The 25,007-nt window shown below is 60.0% G+C and carries 18 protein-coding genes; 11 read left to right on the forward strand and 7 right to left on the reverse strand.

Annotated elements, in window-relative coordinates; genetic code table 11:
* Positions 1-66: 66 nt before the first annotated feature.
* The 3 genes from ACP7DE_RS20960 to ACP7DE_RS20970 all read left to right on the forward strand — a co-directional run bounded on the left by ACP7DE_RS20960 (position 67) and on the right by ACP7DE_RS20970 (position 4,412).
* Positions 67-1,059, forward strand: a complete 993-nt coding sequence (locus ACP7DE_RS20960; RefSeq protein WP_426073899.1) for a porin — start codon at positions 67-69, stop codon at positions 1,057-1,059.
* 109 nt (positions 1,060-1,168) lie between these two features.
* A complete protein-coding gene (locus tag ACP7DE_RS20965; protein ID WP_426073900.1) occupies positions 1,169-3,076 on the forward strand; it encodes a sensor histidine kinase in 1,908 nt (635 codons plus the stop codon).
* Complete coding sequence (locus tag ACP7DE_RS20970) at positions 3,069-4,412, forward strand: sigma-54-dependent transcriptional regulator (RefSeq protein WP_426073901.1); 1,344 nt, start codon at positions 3,069-3,071, stop codon at positions 4,410-4,412. The genes ACP7DE_RS20965 and ACP7DE_RS20970 overlap by 8 nt, the downstream gene beginning before the upstream one ends.
* On the opposite strand, the gene ACP7DE_RS20975 is transcribed toward ACP7DE_RS20970, so the two are convergent.
* A complete protein-coding gene (locus tag ACP7DE_RS20975) occupies positions 4,413-5,150 on the reverse strand; it encodes a metallophosphoesterase family protein (RefSeq protein ID WP_426073902.1) in 738 nt (245 codons plus the stop codon).
* A gap of 256 nt (positions 5,151-5,406) precedes the next feature.
* On the opposite strand from ACP7DE_RS20975, the gene ACP7DE_RS20980 reads away from it, so the two are divergent.
* On the forward strand, positions 5,407-6,255 hold the full coding sequence (locus ACP7DE_RS20980) for a hypothetical protein (RefSeq protein WP_426073903.1): 849 nt from the start codon (positions 5,407-5,409) through the stop codon (positions 6,253-6,255).
* Between the two features lie 6 nt (positions 6,256-6,261).
* Here ACP7DE_RS20980 and ACP7DE_RS20985 read toward each other — a convergent pair whose 3' ends face one another.
* The gene (locus tag ACP7DE_RS20985) at positions 6,262-6,771 is read right to left on the reverse strand and encodes a hypothetical protein (RefSeq protein ID WP_426073904.1); all 510 of its coding nucleotides are present in this window, start codon (positions 6,769-6,771) and stop codon (positions 6,262-6,264) included.
* Between the two features lie 250 nt (positions 6,772-7,021).
* On the opposite strand from ACP7DE_RS20985, the gene ACP7DE_RS20990 reads away from it, so the two are divergent.
* Together ACP7DE_RS20990 and ACP7DE_RS20995 are read left to right on the forward strand one after the other, a co-directional pair.
* Positions 7,022-7,936 (forward strand): ABC transporter ATP-binding protein, encoded by a 915-nt coding sequence (locus ACP7DE_RS20990; protein ID WP_426073905.1) that lies wholly within the window; start codon positions 7,022-7,024, stop codon positions 7,934-7,936.
* A 9-nt stretch (positions 7,937-7,945) separates the two neighbouring features.
* Entirely contained in the window at positions 7,946-11,527 is a 3,582-nt protein-coding gene (locus ACP7DE_RS20995) for an ABC transporter permease/M1 family aminopeptidase (protein ID WP_426073906.1), read from the forward strand.
* A 90-nt stretch (positions 11,528-11,617) separates the two neighbouring features.
* Here the strand turns inward: ACP7DE_RS20995 and ACP7DE_RS21000 are convergent, their stop codons facing one another.
* Positions 11,618-11,866 (reverse strand): SDR family NAD(P)-dependent oxidoreductase, encoded by a 249-nt coding sequence (locus ACP7DE_RS21000; RefSeq protein WP_426073907.1) that lies wholly within the window; start codon positions 11,864-11,866, stop codon positions 11,618-11,620.
* Positions 11,867-12,070: 204 nt separating this feature from the next.
* On the opposite strand from ACP7DE_RS21000, the gene ACP7DE_RS21005 reads away from it, so the two are divergent.
* A complete protein-coding gene (locus ACP7DE_RS21005; protein ID WP_426073909.1) occupies positions 12,071-12,487 on the forward strand; it encodes a hypothetical protein in 417 nt (138 codons plus the stop codon).
* Here the strand turns inward: ACP7DE_RS21005 and ACP7DE_RS21010 are convergent.
* Entirely contained in the window at positions 12,484-12,966 is a 483-nt protein-coding gene (locus ACP7DE_RS21010) for a DUF1203 domain-containing protein (protein WP_426073910.1), read from the reverse strand. The two genes, ACP7DE_RS21005 and ACP7DE_RS21010, sit on opposite strands and share 4 nt — an antisense overlap.
* Positions 12,967-13,158: 192 nt before the next feature.
* Positions 13,159-13,677, reverse strand: a complete 519-nt coding sequence (gene ssb, locus ACP7DE_RS21015) for a single-stranded DNA-binding protein (protein ID WP_426073911.1) — start codon at positions 13,675-13,677, stop codon at positions 13,159-13,161.
* A gap of 381 nt (positions 13,678-14,058) precedes the next feature.
* Between ssb and uvrA the strand changes: the two genes are divergently transcribed.
* Positions 14,059-16,908, forward strand: a complete 2,850-nt coding sequence (gene uvrA, locus ACP7DE_RS21020) for an excinuclease ABC subunit UvrA (RefSeq protein WP_426073912.1) — start codon at positions 14,059-14,061, stop codon at positions 16,906-16,908.
* A 142-nt stretch (positions 16,909-17,050) separates the two neighbouring features.
* Here uvrA and ACP7DE_RS21025 read toward each other — a convergent pair whose 3' ends face one another.
* On the reverse strand, positions 17,051-18,922 hold the full coding sequence (locus tag ACP7DE_RS21025) for a phosphoenolpyruvate carboxykinase (GTP) (protein ID WP_426073913.1): 1,872 nt from the start codon (positions 18,920-18,922) through the stop codon (positions 17,051-17,053).
* A gap of 328 nt (positions 18,923-19,250) precedes the next feature.
* Between ACP7DE_RS21025 and ACP7DE_RS21030 the strand changes: the two genes are divergently transcribed.
* Positions 19,251-20,264: a D-2-hydroxyacid dehydrogenase family protein gene (locus ACP7DE_RS21030; RefSeq protein ID WP_426073914.1), complete on the forward strand. Its 1,014-nt coding sequence runs from the start codon at positions 19,251-19,253 to the stop codon at positions 20,262-20,264.
* Here the strand turns inward: ACP7DE_RS21030 and ACP7DE_RS21035 are convergent.
* Complete coding sequence (locus tag ACP7DE_RS21035) at positions 20,252-21,025, reverse strand: L-asparaginase (protein WP_426073915.1); 774 nt, start codon at positions 21,023-21,025, stop codon at positions 20,252-20,254. The two genes, ACP7DE_RS21030 and ACP7DE_RS21035, sit on opposite strands and share 13 nt — an antisense overlap.
* A 178-nt stretch (positions 21,026-21,203) precedes the next feature.
* On the opposite strand from ACP7DE_RS21035, the gene ACP7DE_RS21040 reads away from it, so the two are divergent.
* Complete coding sequence (locus ACP7DE_RS21040) at positions 21,204-21,689, forward strand: asparaginase domain-containing protein (protein WP_426073916.1); 486 nt, start codon at positions 21,204-21,206, stop codon at positions 21,687-21,689.
* Positions 21,690-22,209: 520 nt separating this feature from the next.
* Entirely contained in the window at positions 22,210-24,981 is a 2,772-nt protein-coding gene (locus tag ACP7DE_RS21045; protein WP_426073917.1) for a TonB-dependent receptor, read from the forward strand.
* Positions 24,982-25,007 lie beyond the last annotated feature (26 nt).

Below are 25,007 nucleotides of genomic sequence, written 5' to 3' on the forward strand. Positions count from 1 at the left end.
CATGTTGAGTAACAAGCAGTCAGGTAGTGCGATCAGTAGTCATTCCAACTTATTAGAGAGATTTTCATGAAAAAAGTCCTGTTTACCCTGCTGGCCCTTGGCGCAGCTTCCGGCGGCGCATTGGCCCAATCAAGCGTGACCATGTATGGCGTGGCTGATGCCGGCCTGGTGTTCGACAAGGATGCGGCTGGAGACCGCGTGAACCGCGTCGCCTCCGGCGTCGCTTCCGGCTCGCGCATCGGCTTCAAGGGCAAGGAAGACCTCGGTGCTGGCCTGGCCGCCACCTTCGTGCTGGAAAGCGGTTTCAATATCGACACCGGCACCTCGGGCCAGGGCGGCCGGCTGTTCGGCCGCCAGGCGTACGTTGGCCTGACCGGCAGCGCCGGCGCCGTCACCCTGGGCCGCCAATATTCTCCGTACTACCTGGCCTTGCGCGACGTAGCCGATCCGTTTGTCATCGGCCTGGCCGGCACGGCATCGAACATTATGGCGACGAATTACCGCGTCGATAACATGGTGCAATACACCACGCCCACCTGGAGCAAGCTGTCGGCCGACCTGGCGTATGGCTTCGGCGAAGTGGCCGGCGACAATGCGAAAAACCGCAGCATGGGCGGCGCCGTGCATTACATCGACGGCCCGCTGAACGTGACCCTGACGCACCACCGCAAGGAAAATGCGCTGGCGACCCAGCAAACGCGCAACACCCTGCTGGCCACGCGCTACGACTTTGGCGTAGTGCAAGGTAACTTCGGCTACGCCGACAACCGCGCCCTCGACAACAGCAAGAGCAATGACATCCTGGTTGGCTTCAGCGCCCCGTTCGGCGCCACCAAGCTGGTCGCGTCGTACATCCGCCACAACGACAAGAGCAACGCAAACCGTGACGCCCAGCAGTGGGCCATCGGCGCGTTCTACGCCCTGTCCAAGCGCAGCGACCTGTACACCGGTTACGGCCACATCAGCAACAAGAACGGCGCCACCTTCGTCGTCGGCAATGCCACTGACGATGGCACCGGCAACAGCGGTTTCAATTTAGGTATGCGTCATACGTTCTAATCGCGGCTCACGTTAGCGCAGGCCGCCGGATGCACATCCGGCGGCTTTTTTATTTCCGCGATTACTTAAATGCGATACTGTGGATTCTTGCAAGTTGGCAGCTGATTTTATGAATAGCAGTAACAAACCCTCCCTTTCCTGGCGCCAGCGCCTGTCGCAACGGTCGGGCCGCGAAACGCTGGCCTGGGGCGTGGTGCTGGCCGCCTGCCTGGCCACCGTCTGGCTCGTGTATTTCTGGACCGAACGCATCGCCATCGGCAAGCTGCAGGCGAGCGGCGCACAGCGCCTGGAGGTGTATGTCAGCAGTCTTGAAAATGCGCTGGAGAAATACGACTTCCTGCCCAAGACCCTGGAGCTGAACCGCGACGTCATCCGTTTGCTGCAGCACCCGGAAGACCCGGTACTGGTCGATACGGTCAACCATTACCTCGAGCAGATGAATGCCCAGGCGAAATCGTCGACCATTTTCATCAGCAACCTCGACGGCAACACGCGGGCCGCCAGCAACTGGCAGCAGCCCGACAGCTTTATTGGCGACAATATCTCGTTCCGCCCCTACGCCCAGGACGCGCTGCGCGGCACGCCGGGCCGCTTCTATGGCGTGGGCACGACGCGGCTGGAGCCCGGCTACTTCTTTGCCCATGGCATCTACCAGAATGGCCACATGCTGGGCCTGGCAACGGTCAAGGTGAACCTGGAAAACCTGGAAAAACGCTGGGTGCAGGGCGCCGACAAGGTGATGCTGGCCGATGAGCACGGCGTGATCTTCCTCAGTTCCATGGCGGACTGGAAGTACAAGACCCTGGCGCCGCTGTCGCCCGCCATCGTCGAAGAGCTCAACCGCACGCGCCAGTATTACTCAAAGCAGCTGGAGGCCATTCCCTTCGTTTCCGACCGCCAGTTGGGCAATGGCGCGCGCGTGATCAGCGTGCGCGAGCAGGAACACGCCGACACGCCACCGAAGACCAGCTCAAGCGTCATGACGCAGATCAAGCTCAAGTCCCCGCAAGGCTGGACCTTCATCTATTTATCCGACCTGGCGCAGGCCAAGGCCAGCGCGCGCGCGGCGGCGGCCTTCTCCTGCGTGCTGCTGGGCTTCTTCATGCTGCTGTTCTTTTACCTGCGCCAGCGCCGCGCGGCCGTGGCGCAAAAATTGCGCGCCCGCGAAGACCTGCAGCATGCTTATGACAACCTGGAAGCCATGGTCGAGGAACGCACGTCGGAACTCAATGCCATGACGCAAAGCCTGAGCCAGGAAATCGAGGTGCGCAGCAAGGCCGAGCAGAAACTCCACATCACGCAAAACGAACTGTTTCAGGCCGGCAAGATGGCCGTGCTGGGACAAATGTCGGCCAGCATCACGCATGAACTGAACCAGCCGCTGACGGCATTGCGCACCATGTCCGACAATGCCGTCATCCTGCTCGAGCGGGGACGGCTCGACGACGCGCGGCGCAACCTGGCGAAGATCTCGCAAATTGCAGCCAGGATGGGGACCATTACGGGGCAATTGAAGATTTTTGCGCGCAAATCGACCACCAGCCTGACCTCCGTGTCGATTCCGACGGCGATCAGCAACGCCCTGTTCCTGGTCGAGCGCCGCCTGCAGGTTGAAAATGTACGTTTCACCCTGCAACTGCCGCCTGAAGACCTCTTCGCCATGTGCGAAAGCAACCGCCTGGAACAGGTGCTGGTCAACCTGTACGCGAATGCGCTCGACGCCATGAATGGCAGCGACGTGCGCAGCTTGCGCGTGGCCGTCGAATGCACGTCGGAACACGTGCTGATCCACGTGGCCGACACGGGGCCAGGCCTGTCGACGGAAGTGTGCGAACACCTGTTCGAACCGTTCTTCACGACCAAGCCGCAAGGACTGGGACTGGGCCTGGGCCTGGCCATTTCCGAACAGATCACGCGCCAGTTCGGCGGCGTGCTGCGCGCCGAGAACGCCCCCGGCGGCGGCGCCATCTTCACCATCGAACTACAGATTGCAACGCAGGAGGAAAAACATGTTTGACGGCTTGAAGGTCTTGCTGGTCGAGGACGACCCCACCGTACGCGAAGGCAGCGAGCAGGCACTGCAGCTGGCCGGGCTGGACGTGCTGGCCTTCCACTCGGCCGAGCTGGCCTATAAACTGCTGACGCCGGATTTCCCCGGCATCGTGGTCAGCGATGTGCGCCTGCCCGGCATGAGCGGCCTGGAATTGCTGCAAGCGGTCAAGACGCTCGATGCCAACCTGCCCGTGATCCTCGTCACGGGCCACGGCGACATCACCATGGCCGTGCACGCCATGCGCACAGGTGCCTACGATTTCATCGAAAAACCATACTCATCCGAGCAATTGGTCGACGTCATCCTGCGCGCGCTGGAAACGCGACGCCTGACGCTGGAAGTGCACAGCCTGCGCCGCCAGCTCGAGGACGGTGGTGGCATCGAAGCGCGATTACTGGGCAATTCAATGGCGATGCGCGACATACGTCGCTTGATACTCGACGTTGCCGATGAACCGGCTGACGTGCTGATCTATGGCGACACGGGCACGGGCAAGGAAATGGTGGCCCGCTGCCTGCACGACTTCAGCCATCGCCGCAAGCACAACTTCGTCGCCGTCAACTGCGGCGCGATTCCCGAAAGCATCTTTGAAAGCGAAGTCTTCGGCCATGAACCGGGCGCGTTTACGGGTGCGGCCAAGCGGCAAGTGGGCAAGATCGAGCATGCCAACCAGGGCACTTTTTTCCTCGACGAAATCGAAAGCCTGCCCCTGTCCCTGCAAGTGAAATTGCTGCGCGTGCTGCAGGAACGCTATATCGAACGGCTCGGCTCGAACGTGCCCACGCCCGTCGACGTGCGCGTCATCGCGGCGGCCAAGCTGGACCTGGAAGACTTGTCGCAGCAGCAGAAGTTCCGCAGCGACCTGTACTACCGCCTGAATCTGATCGTGCTGCATCTGCCACCGCTGCGCGAACGACGTGAAGATATTCCCATCCTGTTCGAGCACTTCGTGCTGGCCGCCGCCGCCCGCTACAACCGCGCCGCGCCCGTGGTCTCCAGCACGCAGATGCGCAACCTGATGGCCCATTCCTGGCCCGGCAACGTGCGCGAACTGCGCAATATCGCCGACCGCTTCGTACTGGGCATCGCCGGTGGCGCCTCGAGCCTGCTGGCGGGCGGCCAGGCCAGCCCCCTGTCGCTGGCGGAGCAGGTCAACGGCTTCGAACGTGCATTGATCGAACAGGAACTGCGCGCATATTCAGGCAACGTCAGCGAAGTGAGCACGGTGCTGGGCTTACCGAAACAGACCTTGTACCACAAGATGCAGAAGTACAATCTGGTAGCCGAAGAGTTCAGATAATCAGGCGACCCGGCCCGTGCGCAAGGGCACAACCCAGTCGGGCCGGCCGTTCGCCAGCGCCAGCCGGGCCGCCTTCTCCCAGTCATACTCCACCGCATGAAAGTGCGCCGTCCAGGCGCCGTCCGCGCCCTGTTCGGCGATCGCATAGCGCGCATGCGGCGTGCCGTTCTGCATCACGTGCGGATAACCGTGGTCATCGTCGTACGCTTGCAAGCCTACGCTGCCCGGGTTGACGATCAGCCGCCCATCGGCCAGACGCACTTGGCGCGGCATGTGCGTGTGGCCGCACAGGATCAATGCCGCGTTCGCCTCGCCGGCGCGCGCCGCCACCTCGTCAGGCGTGGCCGCGCGGCTGCCTTGCGGCGTGACGCTGTCGAGAAAATACACGAGGTCGCTTGTCGGGGTGCCATGCACGAGCAGCACATCGTGGCGCAAGCGCAAGGTGGCCGGCAGCGCGTCTATCCACGCAAGTTGCTCGGGCAGCAGTTGCGCGCGCGCAAAGGCGTCCGAGACGCCCATGCGGGCCGGATCAGCCAGTAGCTGGCGCTCGTGGTTGCCGCGGATGCTGGGCAAGCCGAGGTCCATCAGGCGCGCCGCCGTGGCGCGCGGCTGCAGATGGCCCGAGACGATATCACCCAGGTTGACGATCACATCCACGCCCTGGCGGGCGATGTCGGCCAGCACGGCCTCAAGCGCATCCAGGTTGCCATGGATATCGGAAATGGCAGCGATTTTCATGTGCAGGTCTCCTCTTTTTACACACCATTCTGCACGCGTCCAACGTTGCAGACAATGCCGGCACGCTGCAGTCGGCCTGGCAAGCTGGCCTGGCACAGGTAGCAGCTGTTAGGCTCGGTAGGACAAATCCGACGGTAATTTGCGCCGTGCGGCTACGTGATTCAAATGTAACAATTGCTACCATTTCCTTATTGCATTCAGCTGTAGGCCGCCCCAGCGTCGCGGCCCACCCATCATCTTTCCAAGGAGTAGTCCCATGGTTGTTACGTCCGTCCCCGCCCGCCTGTCCCCACCCCGTTTGCGGCATCTGGCCTTGCGCGGCAGCATGATACTGGGCGTGCTGGGCATGGCCACGGCGGCCGCCACGGCGCGGGCCGAGCCATCGCCCGCCCTGGACCGTGCCAGCATCTCGGTAGGGGCGTTTTCCGCCGATCCGCGCATCAATATCGGCGCCGACACGCAGTTTGGCCGCATCGACGCGCCCGAATCGAAGCCCAGCCATACCACCATCCCGCGCATCAAGGCGGACTTGCTGATCGGCGACCGCCACGGCCTGGCATTCGACTATTACCGCTACGACAAATCCTACACGCCCAGCCTGACGGGCGAGACCATCATCAATGGCCAGCCCGTCACGGGCACGGCCACAGCGAATGCCGACCTGAAACTGGACCTGGCCAAGTTGGCCTATAAATGGTGGCTGGGCAGCGGCAACGACACCTTCGGCATCGGCCTGGGCGCCGCTTACTATCATGCCAGCCTGAACGGCACGGCCACCGGCGTCGTCAATGGTGAAACGGCCACGGCACGCGACTCCATCGGCGAGCATGCGTTAGCGCCGCTGCTGGAAGTGGGCTGGCGCCACGCCTTCACGCCGGACTTGCGCATGTATGCGGAAGTGTCGGGCATCAAGAAAAATGGCGGACGCATCAACGGTCACATCTACGGCGGGAATGTCGGCGTGGAATGGTTTCCGTTCAAGAATATCGGTTTCGTGGCCGATTACGGCATGTCGAAAATCAAGCTGCACCGCGACAGCGAACGTGATGCCGACCTGAACATCCGCCTGACGGGACCGTCAGCGTATGTCAAAGTACGCTTCTAAACCGGCTCAGGCCGCCGGTTTCAGCAGCGTTAGCTGAAACTGCGGCAGGCTGGCATCGTCCCACGCCTCGACCCTGGCAAACGGCAGGCGCGCAAACGCCTGCTGCCAGAACGCGCAGGCAGCGGCATCGGCGCGAAACATCGCCACCATCCATGTCTGCGCGCTACCCAGCAACACTCTGCGCACCACCTCCAGCGCCACGCCCCGGCGCCGGTATTTTTTTAGAATGAAAAAGTCGCTGAACTCCTGCACGGCCAGCTCACCCGCCATGCCCGGCTCCGTGAGAAAAAAGCCCGCCAGTTCGCCATCGACCTCGATCCAGCTGGCCGTATGGCCGGCCGCATGCACATACGACGCCAGCCCCGCATCGAACACATCATAGCGGCCACCGGCCAGCAGCGCCTCGCCGCTCCAGGCCGAATTATCGTAGCAATACAGCTGGAACAACTGCGCCAGCGCGCCCTCTTCGCCGGGCGCAACGGCGCGCAATGTCATGTTCTGTACGACCGGCATCATCCCGCCTTTCCGCCACCTGGCGTCGCTGAAATGGCGAGTGTAGCACCACGTCACTCATCCGTCCCTCCTGTCTTTCAGCCCTGCATTTCCACCCCTGGTCGCAAAAAGATTACTTTTTTCCAATTGCTTATATATTATTTCCTTTAAGTAACGTCCGCCATCGCGGCTGACAAACAAGGTGATCCCCTTTTACAGACCGGCAGACAGGCATCTGCCGGCTTTTAGACCCAAGCTCTGGAGAATGCTGCACATGCTATCGATCAAACAGCTGAACAAAACATATGCCAATGGCGTCAAGGCCATCAACCATGTCAGCCTGGAAATTCCCAACGGAATGTTCGGCTTGCTGGGACCGAATGGCGCAGGCAAGTCCTCGCTGATGCGTACCATTGCCACCTTGCAAGACCCCGATAGCGGCAGCATCCACTTCGATGGCCTCGACGTACTGCAGGATAAGGCAGGCTTGCGCCGCCAGCTCGGTTATCTGCCGCAAGATTTCGGCGTGTACCCGAAAGTGAGTGCGGAAACCCTGCTCAATCACTTTGCCGTGCTCAAAGGCTTGACGGAGAAAGGGCCGCGCAAGGAAGCCGTGGAAGCCTTGTTGCAGCAAACCAATCTATGGGAAGCACGCAAGCGCAACCTGGGCACATATTCGGGCGGCATGCGCCAGCGCTTCGGCATCGCCCAGGCACTGCTGGGGGCGCCGCGCCTGGTGATCGTCGATGAACCGACGGCCGGCCTGGATCCGGACGAGCGCAACCGCTTCCTCAACCTGCTGGCGAAGATCGGCGAGCAGGTGGTGGTGATCCTGTCGACGCACATCGTCGACGACGTGACGGACCTGTGCCCGCGCATGGCCATGATCGTCAAGGGCCAAGTGCTGGTGCAGGGCGAGCCGCAAGCGGCCATCGACACTCTGCACGGCAAGGTCTGGCGCCGCAGCGTCACGACGGAAGAACTGGCGCAGTACCAGCAAACCTTGAACGTGCTGTCGACGCGCCTGGTGGGCGGCAAGCCGCAAATCAATGTGTTTGCCGACAGCCAGCCCGACAGCGGCTTCGTGCAGATCGCCGCGGACCTGGAAGACGTGTACTTCCTGCACGTGCGCAACGCTGCCCGCCATGGCGCCGCGGCTCCCGCCGCACCGGTAGCAGTCGCAGCATAAGGGGCCGCCATGTGGAAGGAATTTTTCAAGTTTGACCTCGGCTATCAGCTGAAACAGCCGCTGCTGTGGATATTTGCCGTCATCCTGGCTTTGCTGGCCTTTGGCGCCAGCAGCAGTGATTCGATCCAGATCGGCGGTGCCATCGGCAACATTAACCGCAATGCGCCCACCGTAGTGGCGCAGCTGCTGACGATGTTCAGCCTGCTCTCGATGTTGCTCATCACCATCTTCATCGCCGGCGCCGTGCTGCGCGACAGCGAAATCGGCATGGCCGACATGCTGTTCGCCACGCCCATGCGCAAGTGGGATTACCTGTTCGGCCGCTTCGCCGCCGGCTTTGTCGCCTGTCTGGTGATCTTTGCCGCCATTGCCCTGGCCCTCATGCTCGGCCCCCTCATGCCCTGGGTCGATGCGCAGCGCGTGGGGGCGTTCTCCCTGCATGCGTATGCGTGGAGCTTCGCCGTGATGGTGATCCCGAACTTGCTCTTCATCGGCGCCCTGCTGATGCTGCTGGCGGCCACCACGCGCTCGATGTTGCTCGTCTACGTGGGCGTGCTGGGCTTTTTCGTGCTGTGGGGCACGGCCGGCGCCTTTACGCGCGACATCAACAACGAATGGATCGCCGTCCTGCTCGACCCGTTCGGCATGCGCGCCCTGGGCCGCATGACGCGCTACTTCACGTCCGCCGAAGCGAACGCGGGCCTGCCGCCCCTGTCCGGCTTCCTGCTGGCCAATCGCTTGCTGTGGCTGGGTATCACGGCCGTACTGTTCGCCGCCACCGTGGTCCTGTTCAAGCCGCAGCGCACGGGCACGGGCAAACGGCTGTTCGGCAAGCACAAGGCCGTGGCCGCCGCCCCCGCCGTCACGCCGCCGCTGCAGCTGCCGCGCAGCATTCCCACTTTTACCCCGGCGACGGCCTGGCGCCAGTGGTGGCACATCCTGTGCTTCGACGCGGCTGGCGTCTTCAAGAGCCTGCCCTTCCTCGTCATGCTGCTGTTCGGCGTCATCAACCTGATCGCCGGCTCCAGCGTGGCCAAGGACATGTACGGCACGGCCGTGTATCCGATGACGCATCTGATGCTGCAAAGTATCAACAACAGCTTCAGCTTCCTGTTAATTATCATCGTCACGTTTTACGCGGGCGAATTGATCTTCAAGGAACGGCAAGCCAGGATCGCCGATGTCAGCGATGCCATGCCCGTGCCTGACTGGGTGCCCCTGCTGGCCAAATGCACGGCCCTGATCGGCGTCATCGGCGGCTATCTGCTGGTGGGCGTCATCGCCGCGATCGGCTTCCAGCTCGTCAAGGGCGGCGCGCCCGTGGAGCTGGGCCTGTACCTGAAAGGCACCCTGTTGGGCGCCCTCTTCTTCGTGCTGATGGGCTTGTGCGCGCTCACCCTGCAAGTATTGTCGAATAACAAGTTCATCGGCTACCTGCTGGTGATCCTGCTGATGGTGGCGCAAGCCGTGCTGGGCATGCTGCACCTGGAGCACAATCTGTACGCCTTCGGCGGCACGCCGGCCATCAAGTACTCGGACATGAATGGCTATGGCCACTTCTTGACGGGCTGGGCCTGGTTTGCGCTGTACTGGAGCCTGTTTACCGTGGCACTGGTCATGCTGGCGCAGGCGTTCTGGGTGCGCGGCCTGTCCACCGGCTGGCGCGCCCGCGTGCGACTGGCGGGGCAGCGCCTGAACGGCCGTGCCGGCGCCGCGCTGGCCGCAGTCCTGCTGTGCTGGGCGGGTACGGGTGGCTGGATCTTCTACAACACGAATGTGCTGAATCAGTACGAACCGTCGAACATCGGCATGGACAAGCAGGCGCGCTACGAAAAATTGTACAAACAATACAAAGACTTGCCGCAACCGAAGATCACGGATGTCCAGGCCGATGTGGATATTTATCCTAAGCAACGTAAAGTGTTGATCAAGGGCCACTACGTGTTACAGAACAAGACCGCACAGCCGCTCGACACACTGCGCATCCAGCTCGATCCGCAGCGCAAGACGACCTGGCTGAACTTGCCTGAGCACAAGGTGATGCTGGACGACAAGGAACTCGGTTTCAGCATCCTCAAGCTGGCCCAGCCCCTGGCGCCGGGCGCCACCCTGCCGCTGGACTTCACGGTGACGGTCACGCACCAGGGCTTTACCAACGATGGCACGCCGGACCAGGTCAACCTGAACGGCAGCTTCTTCAACAACCAAGCCTTCTTCCCCCACTTCGGCTATGCGAAGGAGATGGAGTTGCTGGACCGCAATGAGCGCCGCAAGCGGGGCCTGGGCGAACCCCAGCGCATGGCCAAGCTGGAAGATCAGTCCGCGTATGGCAACACGGTACTGGGCGGCGAGGCGGACTGGATTCATTTCGACACCACCGTCTCGACCAGCGGCGCGCAGATCGCGCTGGCGCCTGGTTACCTGCAGGCAAGCTGGGAAAAGGATGGCCGCCGCTATTACCGCTACAAGATGGACCAGCCGATGCTGCCATTCTTTGCCTACCTGTCGGCGCGCTGGGAAGTCAAGAAAGGCGAGTGGAACGGCCTGCCGATCGAAATTTATTTCGATAAAAAGCACGGTTACAACACGCAGCGCATGATCACCTCCGTGCAAAAGTCGCTCGACTACTACAGCACCCAGTTCACGCCCTACCAGCACAAGCAGGTGCGCATCCTGGAATTCCCCGGCTACCAGAGCTTTGCCCAGTCGTTTGCCAACACGATTCCCTACTCGGAAGGCATCGGCTTCATCGCCGACCTGCGCGACAAGGAGGATATCGACTACGTGTTCTACGTCACGGCGCATGAAATGGCGCACCAGTGGTGGGGCCACCAGGTGATCGGCGCCAATGTGCAGGGCGCCAGCATGCTGATGGAGTCCTTGGCGCAATATTCGGCGCTGATGGTGATGGAAAAGGAATACGGCCGCACTAAAATGCGCCGCTTCCTGCGCTATGAACTGGACCGCTACCTGAGCGGACGCGGCGGCGAAGCCATCGAAGAACTGCCGCTGGCGCGCGTAGAGGGACAGCAATACATCCACTACAACAAAGGCAGCCTGGTGTTCTACCGCCTGCGTGACGAGCTCGGCGAGGAAGCCCTGAACCGTGCCCTGAAACGCTATCTGCAGGACAAAGGTTACCAGCAGGCGCCATTCACCACCTCGGGCGAACTGCTGGCGTACATCCGTGCCGAAGCGCCACAGGACAAGCAGACGCTGGTCACAGACCTGTTCGAGAAAATCGTCTTCTACGACAACCGCGTGACGCAAGCGACGGCCGTGAAACGCCCGGACGGCCAGTGGGATGTCACCATGCAACTGCACCTGGCCAAGCTGGAGTCCGACGGCAAGGGCAAGGAGAGTGCTCGCGTCTATGACGAGCCGGTGGAAATCGCCATCTTCGCGCGCGCCCCGGGCGCCAGGGAAGAGGATGAAAAAGTCCTGTTCACGGACAAGCGCGTGTTGTCGGGCAGCGACCCGGTGGTGACGATTACGGTGAAAGACAAACCGTTTGAAGTAGGCGTCGATCCCTACAACAAGATGATCGACCGCGTCTCGCGCGATAACCGCAAGGAAGTCAGTTTTAAATAAGGCTTGCTTCAAGGCGCTTGCTGCTACGCAAACAGGCCGCGCATTCGATGAGTGCGCGGCCTGTTTTTTCGATGCGTTTGTTACGCGCAATCAATCCATCAACGGTACACGAGACCACCATCGATTAGCGGCCACCTGATCGAGCTGCGACACGTCGGCAATGACGGTGACGGCGCGGCGCCCCAGCGCGCGCACTTCGGCGGCGGCAAGGTCCAGCTTGTCCTGGTTCAAATCCACCAGTGCGATATCGGCGCCATCTTTGGCCAGGCGCAAGGCGATGGCCTTGCCTATGCCTTGCGCGGCACCCGTGACCAGCGCGACTTTTCCGGAAATACCCATCTGCGTTCCTTTCAGTACAGGGAAAAAGAGCAGCAAAAAACCGGTCCGGCGCAGCAGCGCCCGCGGCCGGTTCCGCAACGTAGAGACGCTTCAGCCTACCTGAAATTGGCATTTGGCCGCAGCTTGAAACGTGCGCAGCCGCTGGCGTAAGATGGGCGGCATCACCATCGCCTGCTTATTCATCCGCGTTCAAAGGAGTGCCCTATGCTGCGTCGTCACCTGTCCCTCCGCGCCAGCCTGCTGCTGGCGGCACTCGTCTTTGCCACGCCGGCCTGGAGCGCCGATCCTGTCCACAAGGAAAACGTCGAATTGACGGCAGGCAAATCCGCCCACAATGTCAAAGGCAAGATCAAGGGGTACGCCACGGCCGAATACACGTTGACAGGCAAAGCCGGCCAGACCTTCAGCGTCAAGCTCAAGACGAATCAACCGTCGAATTACTTCAACATCCGCCAGCAAGGCCAAGAGGAAGCCCTGTTCATCGGCTCGACCAGCGGCAACAGTTTCCAGGCAAAACTGCCAGCCGATGGCGAGTACACGGTGCAGGTGTATTTGATGCGCAATGCGGCGCGCAGGAATGCGGTGGCGATGTACACACTGGATATCGGCTTGCGCGATTAGGCAAGGGAGCGGCCAACGCGGTCGATGCGGGCCGCATAACAGCCCCGCTTGGCATTGTGGACGTGAATATAACTGACGTCTGCATGGCCGAATAGTTGTGCAATGACGGCTTCCACGGCGGTGCCGTCCACCACTTCCGCATCGAGCATCATGCCATCAACAGCATAGGCGCGCAGCGACAATAAACGCCGCCGCATCGATTCCGGCACTTGATTGATGGCATCGTACGCTTGCGTAGCGCCCTCGCGGACAAAAATGGCGTGGGACGCCCGGTAGGGCGTCATGGCGGGCTGGCAGACATGGTTCAACAACAGCACGGTCTCGCCCAATTCGGCATCCACCAACGCTATACGGTCAGGAAATCCGGGATGCTGGTCGACCACACAGCGTCGCATGCCGAGCGCCGTTAACGCGGCATCGGATAAGGAAAAAAGGGGCAGAAAAGGCTCGGGCGACAGCCCCGTAATGCGAAAATCCATGCTGTTCTCCAGCGTCGTCAAAACCACCATCAGACCAGCATCCAGACAGCACCGCCATCCGTTCCTTGCTGTGGAATGAGACTCTGCGCCCTGGATTGCCGTCGACAGCCCGTGCCTACAAAAAAAGCCTGCTTCACGAATGAAACAGGCTTTTTATCCACAGTGCCTGACGGCAGGCGTCAGAATGGCAGATTAAAATGGAATATCGTCGTCCATATCCGAGAAGTTCGGTGCTGGCTTCGGTGCCGGGCGTGGCGCCGGTGCCGGGGCTGGACGCGGGGCTGGCGCTTGGCGCGGGGCCGGGGTGTCGTAGCCACCACCACCGCCGCCGCCACTGTAGCTGTCATCGCCACCGCCGACGTCGCCGCCCATGCCGGAGCGACCGCCCAGCATTTGCATCTGTTCCGCGATGATGTCGGTTGCGTACTTCTCGACGCCGTCCTTGTCCGTGTATTTACGGGTTTGCAAACGGCCTTCGACGTAGACGGATGAGCCTTTTTTCAGGTATTGGCCGACGATTTCCGCCAGACGGCCGAAGAACGAGATACGGTGCCACTCTGTCAATTCTTTTTGTTCGCCCGTGTTGCGGTCCTTCGATTTGTACGAAGTGGCCACGGCGATGTTGGCGATCGCGTCGCCGCTAGGCATGTAGCGGATTTCCGGGTCACGGCCCAGATTGCCGACGATGATGACTTTGTTGACTGATGCCATGAATAACTCCTGATGAACTGCAGCGGGAGTCGGTGTCCCGCGCGTTAGTTTAGTGTACTAAACGAGGATTATAAGCGACCACGCGGCGCAAAGCACCCGCTTTCTAACGGACGCCAGCAGCCGTGCGGCAGCACGTTTTTTTCACGGCAAGGGAAAACAAGAAACTTGAATACTGGTATTATATACAGTGTTTAAACTTCTGCACGCATCTGTATCAAACTTTGTCGGGGCACGTTCGCCTGGCGGCGCAATCCGCCCATGGACGCCTCAGGCATGCAGAGCAAAACCCGGCTATAGTAACAGGTTGACCCGTTGTGGCTCCTCATCTGCCCCCAGGCACAATGCGCCAGCCGCACCACTCACTGAAAGCAAGGCAATCACATGGAACAGATCCGCATTCGCGGTGCTCGCACGCATAACCTCAAGAATATCAATCTCGATTTGCCGCGCAATAAGCTGATCGTGATTACCGGCTTGTCCGGCTCCGGCAAGTCTTCGCTGGCCTTCGACACCTTGTACGCGGAAGGCCAGCGCCGCTATGTCGAGTCGCTGTCGGCCTATGCGCGCCAGTTCCTGCAATTGATGGAAAAGCCGGACGTCGACCTGATCGAGGGCCTATCCCCCGCCATCTCCATCGAACAGAAGGCAACGTCGCACAACCCACGTTCGACAGTGGGTACCGTGACGGAAATCCACGATTATTTGCGCCTGCTGTACGCGCGCGTGGGCACGCCCTACTGCCCCGACCACCCGGAAAATGCGCTGGCCGCCCAGTCCGTCTCGCAAATGGTTGACGCCGTGCTGGCCATGCCGGAAGACACCAAGCTGATGATACTCGCGCCCGTCGTCGCGAACCGCAAGGGCGAACATGTCGACCTGTTCGAGCAAATGCAAGCACAGGGCTTCGTGCGTTTTCGCGTACAGAGCGGCACGCATGCGGCCAAAATCTATGAAGTCGATGACCTGCCGAAATTAAAAAAGACGGAAAAACACACAATCGACGTCGTCATCGACCGCGTCAAGGTGAACCAGGAAATCAAGCAGCGCCTGGCGGAAAGTTTCGAGACAGCCCTGCGCCTGGCCGACGGCCGCGCCATTGCCTACGAAATGGATACCGCCCAGGAACACGTGTATTCGAATAAATTCGCCTGCAATGTGTGTGGCTACTCCCTGCAGGAACTGGAACCGCGTTTGTTCTCGTTCAACAACCCCATGGGCGCCTGTCCGGAATGCGACGGCCTGGGACACATCGAATTCTTTGACCCGAAACGCATCGTCGCGTTCCCGAATCTGTCGCTCGCGTCGGGCGCCGTCAAGGGCTGGGACCGCCGCAACCAGTTTTACTTCCAGATGCTGTCGAACCTGGCCGCCTACTATGAGTTCGACCTGGACATGCCGTTCGAGCAGCTGGACTTGAATTCGCAGCAGGCCGTGCTGTACGGTTCCGGCAAACAAGTGATTCCGTTTAGCTATGTGAACGAACGGGGCCGTACCGTCATCAAGGAACACACGTTCGAAGGCGTGGTCAACAATCTGCAGCGCCGCTACCGCGAAACGGATTCGATGGCCGTCAAGGAAGAACTGGCCAAGTTCATCAATGAAAAATGCTGCCCGTCATGCAATGGCGCACGCCTGCGCGTGGAAGCGCGCTTCGTCAAGGTCGGCACCGGCAAGCAGCAGCGCGCCATCTATGAAGTAGCAGGAAAACCGCTGCGCGAGACCCTGGAATTCTTTGAAAAGCTGAAACTGACGGGCGCCAAGAAAGAGATCGCCGACCGCGTCGTCAAAGAAATTATTTCGCGCCTGAAATTCCTCAACAACGTGGGCCTCGATTACCTGTCGCTGGACCGCAGCGCCGACACGCTCTCCGGCGGCGAAGCTCAACGCATCCGCCTGGCATCGCAAATCGGCTCCGGTTTGACGGGCGTCATGTATGTGCTCGATGAACCGTCGATCGGCTTGCATCAGCGCGACAATGACCGTTTGATCGAAACGTTGAAACACTTGCGCGACATCGGCAACAGCGTGCTGGTAGTCGAGCATGACGAAGACGCCATCCGCACGGCCGACTACATCGTCGACATGGGCATCGGCGCGGGCGTGCACGGCGGCGAAATCATCGCCGAAGGCACCCTGCAAGACATTCTCAAGAACAAGAAATCGCTGACGGCGCAGTATCTGAACGGCAAGCTGAAAATCGCCGTGCCAGCCAAGCGTCACGCCAGTAATCCGGAAAAACAGCTGGTCATTACTGGCGCGACGGGCAACAACCTGAAAAAAGTCTCGCTGAGCTTGCCGGTGGGCTTGATGACGTGCGTCACGGGCGTGTCCGGCTCGGGCAAATCGTCGCTGGTCAACGATACCTTATATCCTGCCCTGTCGCGCCATTTGTACGGTTCGCAGACGGAACCGGCGCCGCACGAATCGATCAGCGGGCTGGAACATTTCGACAAGGTCATTTCCGTCGACCAAGCCCCCATCGGCCGCACGCCACGTTCCAATCCGGCCACCTATACGGGCTTGTTTACGCCGATCCGCGATTTGTTCTCCACCGTGCCAACAGCCAAGGAACGGGGCTACAGCGCCGGGCGCTTCTCGTTCAACGTGAAGGGTGGGCGCTGCGAAGCGTGCCAGGGCGATGGCGTGATCAAGGTCGAAATGCATTTCTTGCCCGACGTCTACGTGCCATGTGATGTGTGCCACGGCAAGCGTTACAACCGCGAAACCCTGGAAGTGCACTACAAGGGCAAGAACATCACGGAAGTGCTGGGCATGACGGTAGAAGAGGCGCATGAATTCTTCAAGCCCGTGCCCTTGATCGCGCGCAAGCTGCAAACCCTGCTCGACGTGGGCCTGGGCTACATCAAGCTGGGCCAGAGCGCCACCACCCTGTCCGGCGGCGAGGCGCAGCGCGTCAAATTGTCGCTGGAACTGTCCAAGCGCGACACGGGCCGCACCCTGTACATCCTCGACGAACCGACGACAGGCTTGCACTTCCACGACATCGATTTGCTGATGAAAGTGATCCACCGCCTGCGCGACCAGGGCAACACCCTCGTCATCATCGAGCACAACCTGGACGTCATCAAGACCGCCGACTGGATCGTCGACCTGGGCCCCGAAGGGGGCGCCGGCGGCGGCCAGATCATCGCCACAGGCACGCCAGAAGACGTGGCCCTGAATCCGGCCAGCGTGACAGGTAAATACCTGGGGCCGCTGCTGAAGCAATAACGACGGTAGCGCAATAAAAAACGGCGCGGATTGCTCATGCAATCCGCGCCGTTTCTCTTTTTGCTAGCACCCCAGTCATTGCCGGCGTGTCATTTATCGCACGCCAGTCTTCGCCGACGTGTTTCTCCCCCACTACTAAACTTTACGCACTCAGCCGCTTTTCCAGCGCAGCCTTGTTATCTGCCAATTCTTGCGGCAGATGATACGCGAGTTTTTCAAACAACTCCGTATGCAATTTCAATTCTTCCAGCCACGCGGCCTTGTCGATCGAGGTGATGGTATTGAACTGTTCTTGCGTGAATGGCAAGCCATCCCAGTTCAGGTCACCATACTCCGGCGTCGTGCCAAACAGGTTTTCCACGCCGCCCGCCTTGCCTTCGATACGCTCCAGCATCCATTTGAGCACGCGCATATTGTCGCCAAAGCCAGGCCAGACGAACTTGCCAGCCTCGTCCGTGCGGAACCAGTTGACGCAATAGATCTTTGGCAGAGCAGCCGGGTTGACTTTGCCCACCTTGACGCCCATGTACAGCCAATGCTGGAAGTAATCGCTCATGTTATAGCCGATAAACGGCAACATGGCAAATGGATCGCGGCGCACGACGCCCATCTGGCCCACGGCCGCAGCCGTCGTTTCCGAGCCCATGGTGGCGGCCATGTAGACGCCTTCGACCCAGTTGCGCGCTTCCGTTACCAGCGGCACGGTGGTCGAACGGCGGCCACCGAAGATGAAGGCCGAAATCGGTACGCCTGCCGGATCGTCCCAGGCGGCGTCGATCACCGGGTTTTGCGTAGCAGCAACAGTGAAGCGCGCATTCGGGTGCGCCGCCTTGGTGCCGGACGCCGGCGTCCAGTCCTTGCCCTGCCAGTCGATCAGGTGGCTTGGTGCTTCTTTCGTCAAACCTTCCCACCAGACATCGCCATCGTCCGTCAGCGCCACGTTGGTGAAGATCGTGTTGTCGCGCATGGACGCCATGCAGTTGTAGTTGGTTTTTTCGTTGGTGCCCGGCGCCACGCCAAAATAACCCGCTTCCGGGTTGATGGCATACAAACGGCCATCGGCACCCGGCTTGATCCAGGCGATATCGTCGCCGATGGTGGTCACTTTCCAGCCGTTGAAACTTGCCGGCGGGATCAGCATGGCGAAGTTGGTCTTACCGCAAGCCGATGGGAACGCTGCCGCCACGTAATGCTTCTTGCCTTCCGGCGATTCCACACCGAGGATCAGCATGTGTTCGGCCAGCCAGCCCGGGTTGTTGTCGGATGCTTGCGCTTCCTGGTAGCCCATGTTCGAAGCGATGCGCAGGGCGAAACATTTCTTGCCCAGCAAGGCGTTGCCGCCGTAGCCCGAACCGAAAGACCAGATTTCGCGCGTTTCCGGGAAATGCACGATGTACTTGGTGCTGTTGCACGGCCATTTCACGTCTTGCTGACCCGTCGCCAGCGGTGCGCCGACGCTGTGCACGCACGGCACGAAGGCGCCATCGGTGCCCAGCACGTCATACACGGCACGGCCCATGCGGGTCATGATCTTCATGTTAACGGCGACATACGGCGAATCAGACAGTTCCACGCCGATGTGCGCGATGGGCGAACCCAGCGGACCCATCGAGAATGGCACGACGTACATGGTGCGGCCGCGCATGCAGCCATCGAACAGGCCGTTCAGGGTGTGGCGCATCTCGCCGGGCTCGGTCCAGTTATTCGTCGGGCCAGCCGCTTCTTTCGTTGCCGAGCAGATATACGTACGGTCTTCGACGCGGGCCACGTCGCTCGGGTCGGAGCAGGCCAGGTAGGAATTCGGGCGCTTTTCCGCGTTCAGCTTTTTCATGGTGCCGCTGGCAACCATCGCGGCACACAGGCGCTCGTACTCTTCTTGCGAGCCATCGCACCAGTAGATGCGGTCCGGCTTGGTCAGCGCGGCAATGTCGGCCACCCAGTTGATCAGTTTCTGTTGTTTAATATAAGCTGGGACGTTGAGTGCGGCGACGCCACCCATGACGGGCTGATTCATATTACCTCCAATACCAATAAAAGAAATTCTGGTCGTTCCGGCAAGACAGGCAGCATCGTTGAGAGGTGGCTGCGGCTCACTGCGGGCGGCGTGCTCACGCGGGCAGGGCTCTGGTGTCGTTTACCTGGATCATGCACCCAGGTAGCGGGAACAGTTTGCGCTATAGCTATAATCAGGAAGCTTCAAAAGTGCCGGCGATTGTACACCCGAGTAACGGCTATTCTCGCAAAAATGTAGGAGAATAGCTTGACTAATGTAGTAGGCTATTCAGCATTGTCCGTATCCTGTTATTTCCCTACCAAATCCTTACTCAAATCGGCCATCCACCATGAAAATTGCCATACTCGATGACTATCAGGATGCCGTGCGCGGCCTCGATTGTTTCCCATTGCTCGATGGCCACGAGGTCAAGGTGTTCAGCAATACGGCGCGGGGCCTGGGCCAGCTGGCGATTCGCCTGGCGCCGTTCGACGCGCTGGTGCTGATCCGCGAACGCAGCAGTTTCAACCGCGCCTTGCTGTCGAAACTGCCGAATCTGAAACTGATTTCGCAAACGGGCAAGGTCAGCGGACACATCGACGTGCCGGCCGCAACCGAGTTGGGTATCGCCATAGCGGAAGGCATCGGCTCGCCCACGGCGCCGGCCGAACTGACGTGGGCGCTGATCATGGCGGCGCAGCGCAAGATCGTGCCGTACGCGCAACATTTGCAGGAAGGGCTATGGCAGACGTCGTCGCTGGAAGCGGCGCGCAATACGCTGGGCACGGTGCTCAAGGGACGCACCCTGGCGATCTGGGGCTACGGCAAGATCGGCCAGCTGGTCGCCAGCTATGGCCGCGCCTTCGGCATGACCATTCTCGTGTGGGGCAGCGAAGCGAGCCGCGCCGCGGCCGTGGCGGCCGGCGATACGGCGGCGGCATCGCGTGCAGCCTTCTTTGAACAGGCCGACGTATTGACCTTGCACCTGCGCCTATCCGACGCCACGCGCGGCCTGGTAACAAACGAAGACCTGGCGAGCATGAAACCGACCAGCCTGTTCGTCAACACCAGCCGCGCCGAACTGGTGGCCGATGGCGCGCTGGAAGCGGCGCTGCCGCTGGGATGCCCGGGTGCCGCCGCGCTGGACGTGTTTACGGACGAGCCGCTGCCTCCAGGCACGCCATTGCTGCTGCTGCCGAACGTGCTGGCCACGCCACACCTGGGCTACGTCGAGCGTGACAGCTATGAACTGTATTTCCGCTACGCCTTGCAAAACATCGTCGATTTTGCGCAGAATCAATGCACGCGCCTGCTCAATCCCGCAGTGCTGACGCATGCGCGGCAAATGCCTCAGGAGCGCTGAAAGCCCTTGATGAGGTCCGGCTCACCCGTGATGCGTATGGCGGGCGCTGGCAGCACGTGCCGGCCGCGCCACAGGCCGGCCCAGCCAGGCGGCCAGGCGATGTCCGGCCCCTCGTACGGCGCCACGCCGGCGCGCACGGCGACCACCGGCACGGGCGGCATGTCAGCCAAGGGCTCGCCTGGGGTGCGCGGCATGTCCAGGCTGTACATGTAATTAGGTAATAAAGCGTCGCATACGCGGCCAAACCAATCGCTATGGTCGTCGTCGCGCCCCAGCGCCTGCGCCAGGCCCTGCGGGTCGAAACGGGCCAGAGCATCGATCAGTTCGCCGGTAGCGGCGCCGGGCTTATCGCCCCAGCCCATCACGGGGTTGACGTTGTAATCGGCGCCCGAGCCGTACCAGCCTTCGCGCCAGGGCCGCTGCATCCAGTCGCGCGGCCCCGTAAACAAATGCCAACGCCAGTGCAGGCCCGACGGTTTCGGCCAGGAATACAGATACAGTTTTTGATAACCGGCCTGGTGCAGCTCACGCACCATGGACATCAGGCGCGCGTGCGGCATGCGGTCGGGCGGCGCGCGGCGAAACAGGATCGCTTCGCCATCGGCAAACTGCACATCGTCGGTCGACAGGTTCAGGTCCAGGGTCCGCGCTTCGCTGCCGAAACGGGCGGCGATCCAGCCCGTCAGCAGATTCACGGACGTGATCACGCCATAGCCGCGGTGGCGGTGAAAAATGACAGTGCCGGGAGCGAGCGCTTTCATACGGAGTGGGGGCGGTAGGCAAACAAAGAAACCAGTGTACTCACAGATGGGCAAATTTTCCAGATGCGGCGCAAACGCAGGCGGCAAGCACGCTGCCCCATCTGCAGCGCCCATTCACGCAACGCTGCCAATCCACGCTATCATGCGCGTCATTCTCCACTGACATCGTGACCACATCATGACTTTGCGCATACTCGCCACTGGCGGCACTTTCGACAAACACTACAACGAATTGAACGGTACTCTGGGCTTTTCCGACAGTCATTTGCCGGCAGCGATAGCCCGCGCGCGCATGACGGCACCCGTGGCCCTGGAGCAACTGCCACTGCTGGACTCGCTCGACATGCAGGATGCGGACCGCCAGCGCGTGCTGGCCTCGTGCCGCGCGGCACAGGAAAAAGCCATCGTCATCATCCACGGCACCGACACCATGCGCGAAACGGCGCAAGTGCTGGGCGCGGCGAACCTGCAGCAAACGGTCATCCTGACAGGCGCCATGATTCCCTACGAAATCAACAATTCCGATGCCCTGTTCAACCTGGGCTTTGCCTGCGGCGTGGCGCAAACCTTGCCAGCCGGCGTGTATGTGGCCATGAATGGCCAGATCTTCGCCTGGGACAATGTGCAAAAGAACCGCGCCGCCGGCGTGTTCCAGCCCTTATAAGCCGATGGCAGGCAAGATGTAAAAAGCAGACTGGCAAACGCTCTGACTGACACTCTGTCACAATTCGACAAGCCCGTTTCCAACGGGCTTTTTTTACATTTTTCACCGTTCATAAATTCAGCAATACAACAGTTTTCATCGAATTATTATAGGTAAAACATTAAATTGCCAATATAATAATTTTATGTTGTAAAAAAACGCCATCTATCATTTTTAAAAACATCAATATTATTAAATATAAAACTTCAATTTAACAATTTAGTTAAATATTCTTCTGTATCCATAATTTATTGCCAAATCCGACACGGTTGATATGCATTTTTTCTTGCTGAGACGACATAATGTTTGCCTCGACAAGTCATAAGTGCATTTATAACAATATTGCGCTAAGTAGTCTTCCACTTCCTATTGACGTGGTTTCGCCTACCGTACACGAGCATCCTGGTCATCTATCCGATGGCTTGATACGTGCTCGTGTACCGCTTGTCGTTATTAAAACTACTACGGAGTAATTGTTACAATGGCATTTAAAGAAAAAATTGGCGTGCGCAGCGTACGCCTGGCCCTGACCGTCCTGGCAGGTAGCGTGTTGTTCTCTGGCCAATCCATGGCGGACGAGGCAATTCAAAAAGTTGAAATTACCGGTTCGAGTATCAAGCGTATCGCCGTCGAAGGCGCCTTGCCTGTACAGCGCCTGACGCAAGAAGCGATCGCCAAATCGGGCGCCACCTCGGTAGCCGACCTGATCCAAGCCCTGCCGGCCATGCAAGGCTTCACCATCGGCGCAGTTGCTGCCGGTTCCGATTCGGGTGGCAATACCAGTGCATCGCTGCACGGCATTGGCGAGACCTACACTCTGGTACTGTTGAACGGCCGCCGCATCGCGCCACAAGGTTCCGGCACCACGGTCAACCTGAACGCCATCCCGATGAGCGCCGTTGAGCGCGTCGAAATCCTGACCGATGGCGCTTCGGCCCTGTACGGCTCGGACGCCATCGCCGGCGTACTGAACTTCATCCTGAAGAAAAACGTCCAAGGCGCGACCCTGGAAGCCACCTATGGCGGTCCGGAAGACAAGGGCGGCAACGCCTGGAATACCAGTGTCACCTACGGTTTCGGCGACCTGGACGAAGACCGCTTCAACGTGCTGGTATCGTACCGCCACGACGAACAGTCGAAACTGATCGCGACCGACCGCAAATTCGCCGATACCTCGTTCCTGAAATTCGCCCGCGGCGGCAAGAACTACATCTGGGACCGCACCAGCACCTCGGCCTCGCCGGCAGGCGCGACTGTTGCCTACAACAACAGCACCACTTCGACGGCCTTCACGCCGTATCTGAAGCAAAACAATGGAAATTGCCCTGATAATTCCTACGTCACGACCAGCAATCGCAACGCTTGCGGCTTCGACACCGGTTCCACCGTAGAAATCGTGCCGCAATCGAAACGCGACAGCCTGTTCTCCAAAGCAACCTACAAGCTCAATGACAGCCTGAACGCGTTCGCCGAACTGGCCTACTCGCGCTACGACCTGACGGCGCGTATCGCCGCCAACCCGATCCCCATCTCGATCGCGCAAACGGAAAAAGACCCTGTCACCGGCGTTGAAAAGCTGGTGTTCAAAAATCCTTCCGCCTACGCGAATTATGTACAACCCTACCTGTCGCCAGCGCAACAGGCGGACATCAAATCGATCACGGCCAACTACCGCAGCACCGACTTTGGTTTGCGTGCAAGCCAGACCGTTACCCAAACCAAACACATGGTGGTTGGCGTGGAAGGCGAACTGGGCGCGTGGAACTTCGAGAGCGGCCTGACCTGGTCGCAAAACTCGATCGACGAGCGCTACACGAGCGGTTACCAGAAAAACCAGGCCTTCAAGGACATACTGGCCAACCCGGATTTCGATGCGTTCGCGTTGGGCCAAAAGCCATCCGTGCAAGCGCAGGTCGCCGGCGCGCAATTCGTCGGTTCGGTACGCACCGCATCGACCACCATGCGCGGCGTCGACACGCATGGCTCGCGTGAATTGTTCTCCTTGCCAGGCGGCAAAGCCAGCCTGGGTATCGGCGGCGACTACCGCACCTACCGCTATGAGCAGTCGCCAGGCGCCACCGGCGACGACATCTACAGCTTCAACACGAAGGCTGCCTACGACATGAGCCGCGACACCTACGGCGCGTTCGTCGAGTTGCTGGCTCCACTGGCCAAGTCGTTCGAAATGACCGTCGGCGGCCGTTACGATGCGGTCAAGGCAATCGATGATAAGCTGAACAACAAAACCATCGGCAAAAAGGACAGCGCCAATACCTACAAGGTATCGGCACGCTGGCAGCCGGTACAAACCGTGCTGATCCGCGGTTCCTACGGCACGGGCTTCAAGGCGCCAAGTATGCTGGACATCGCTCAGCCACTGGTCAACGCCGGCTTTACCGCCAAGAAATTTGACTGCCCAACCCCAGGTTCGCCACTTTGCCGCGGTGAAACAACGCAATACAACGCCGTGTCGCAAGGCAATCCAGAACTGCAATCGGAAAAATCGAAGCAATTCACCCTGGGCTTCCGTGTCGAGCCTAGCGCAGCCTTCTCGTTCGGCGCCGACCTGTGGGACGTGAAACTGCGCAATGCCGTATCGGAAATCACCGAAGAGCAGGCATTTGCCGATCCGGTCAAGTACGCAACGAGCTTCTCGACCTACAAGGAACCATCGACCGGCAATACCTACTACGCGTTCAAGAAACTGTCGGTCAACATCGGCAAGAAGGAATACCGTGGTATCGACTGGGATCTGTCGGCCAACCACAAGTTTGACTTCGGCAAGCTGACCGCCCAATTGAGCGGTACGCACATGTTGCACGCCAACTACACCAAAGCCGGCAGCGACAATGTGTTCACCAGCAACATGAACTTCTTCGGCGACACCAACGAAGTCACGTTCCGCAACCTGATGAAGCTGACGACGACCCTGGATACGGGCCGCCTGAGCAACACGGTAACGGTCAACTACCGTAACGGCTACACCGATGCCCCCGCGACCGTGTATGACTTAGCAGCCAAAAAAGAAGTGAAGGGTTTCCGCCTGCAAGTACCGTCGTACACGACGTTCGACTGGCAAGCACGTTTCGCCTTTGACAAGCAAACCACGATCCGCGCAGGCATCAAAAACCTGTTCGACCGTGCACCGCCGCTGTCGCTGCGCGCTTCGTCGGGCCACCAAGTCGGCTTCGACCCACGCTACGCCGATCCAATGATGCGTTCGTTCTACATCACCGGCAACTACAAGTTCTAATTTGACGTTGTGAATTGACTTGTCTG

Source organism: Janthinobacterium sp. DSP2-3-3 (assembly GCF_049897325.1).
Lineage (GTDB): Bacteria > Pseudomonadota > Gammaproteobacteria > Burkholderiales > Burkholderiaceae_D > Janthinobacterium.

What these genes read in the sequence shown, in the direction of transcription:
- ACP7DE_RS21035 (WP_426073915.1), bottom strand. Translation starts at nt 21,025, where the DNA reads ATGAAAGCGCTCGCTCCCGGCACTGTCATTTTTCACCGCCACCGCGGC.
- ACP7DE_RS20990 (WP_426073905.1), top strand. Translation starts at nt 7,022, where the DNA reads ATGCTATCGATCAAACAGCTGAACAAAACATATGCCAATGGCGTCAAG.
- ACP7DE_RS21040 (WP_426073916.1), top strand. Translation starts at nt 21,204, where the DNA reads ATGACTTTGCGCATACTCGCCACTGGCGGCACTTTCGACAAACACTAC.
- ACP7DE_RS21010 (WP_426073910.1), bottom strand. Translation starts at nt 12,966, where the DNA reads ATGGATTTTCGCATTACGGGGCTGTCGCCCGAGCCTTTTCTGCCCCTT.
- ACP7DE_RS20995 (WP_426073906.1), top strand. Translation starts at nt 7,946, where the DNA reads ATGTGGAAGGAATTTTTCAAGTTTGACCTCGGCTATCAGCTGAAACAG.
- ACP7DE_RS20970 (WP_426073901.1), top strand. Translation starts at nt 3,069, where the DNA reads ATGTTTGACGGCTTGAAGGTCTTGCTGGTCGAGGACGACCCCACCGTA.
- ACP7DE_RS20975 (WP_426073902.1), bottom strand. Translation starts at nt 5,150, where the DNA reads ATGAAAATCGCTGCCATTTCCGATATCCATGGCAACCTGGATGCGCTT.
- ACP7DE_RS21045 (WP_426073917.1), top strand. Translation starts at nt 22,210, where the DNA reads ATGGCATTTAAAGAAAAAATTGGCGTGCGCAGCGTACGCCTGGCCCTG.
- ACP7DE_RS20985 (WP_426073904.1), bottom strand. Translation starts at nt 6,771, where the DNA reads ATGATGCCGGTCGTACAGAACATGACATTGCGCGCCGTTGCGCCCGGC.
- ACP7DE_RS20980 (WP_426073903.1), top strand. Translation starts at nt 5,407, where the DNA reads ATGGTTGTTACGTCCGTCCCCGCCCGCCTGTCCCCACCCCGTTTGCGG.
- uvrA (WP_426073912.1), top strand. Translation starts at nt 14,059, where the DNA reads ATGGAACAGATCCGCATTCGCGGTGCTCGCACGCATAACCTCAAGAAT.
- ACP7DE_RS21005 (WP_426073909.1), top strand. Translation starts at nt 12,071, where the DNA reads ATGCTGCGTCGTCACCTGTCCCTCCGCGCCAGCCTGCTGCTGGCGGCA.
- ACP7DE_RS21030 (WP_426073914.1), top strand. Translation starts at nt 19,251, where the DNA reads ATGAAAATTGCCATACTCGATGACTATCAGGATGCCGTGCGCGGCCTC.
- ACP7DE_RS21025 (WP_426073913.1), bottom strand. Translation starts at nt 18,922, where the DNA reads ATGAATCAGCCCGTCATGGGTGGCGTCGCCGCACTCAACGTCCCAGCT.
- ACP7DE_RS21000 (WP_426073907.1), bottom strand. Translation starts at nt 11,866, where the DNA reads ATGGGTATTTCCGGAAAAGTCGCGCTGGTCACGGGTGCCGCGCAAGGC.
- ACP7DE_RS20960 (WP_426073899.1), top strand. Translation starts at nt 67, where the DNA reads ATGAAAAAAGTCCTGTTTACCCTGCTGGCCCTTGGCGCAGCTTCCGGC.
- ssb (WP_426073911.1), bottom strand. Translation starts at nt 13,677, where the DNA reads ATGGCATCAGTCAACAAAGTCATCATCGTCGGCAATCTGGGCCGTGAC.
- ACP7DE_RS20965 (WP_426073900.1), top strand. Translation starts at nt 1,169, where the DNA reads ATGAATAGCAGTAACAAACCCTCCCTTTCCTGGCGCCAGCGCCTGTCG.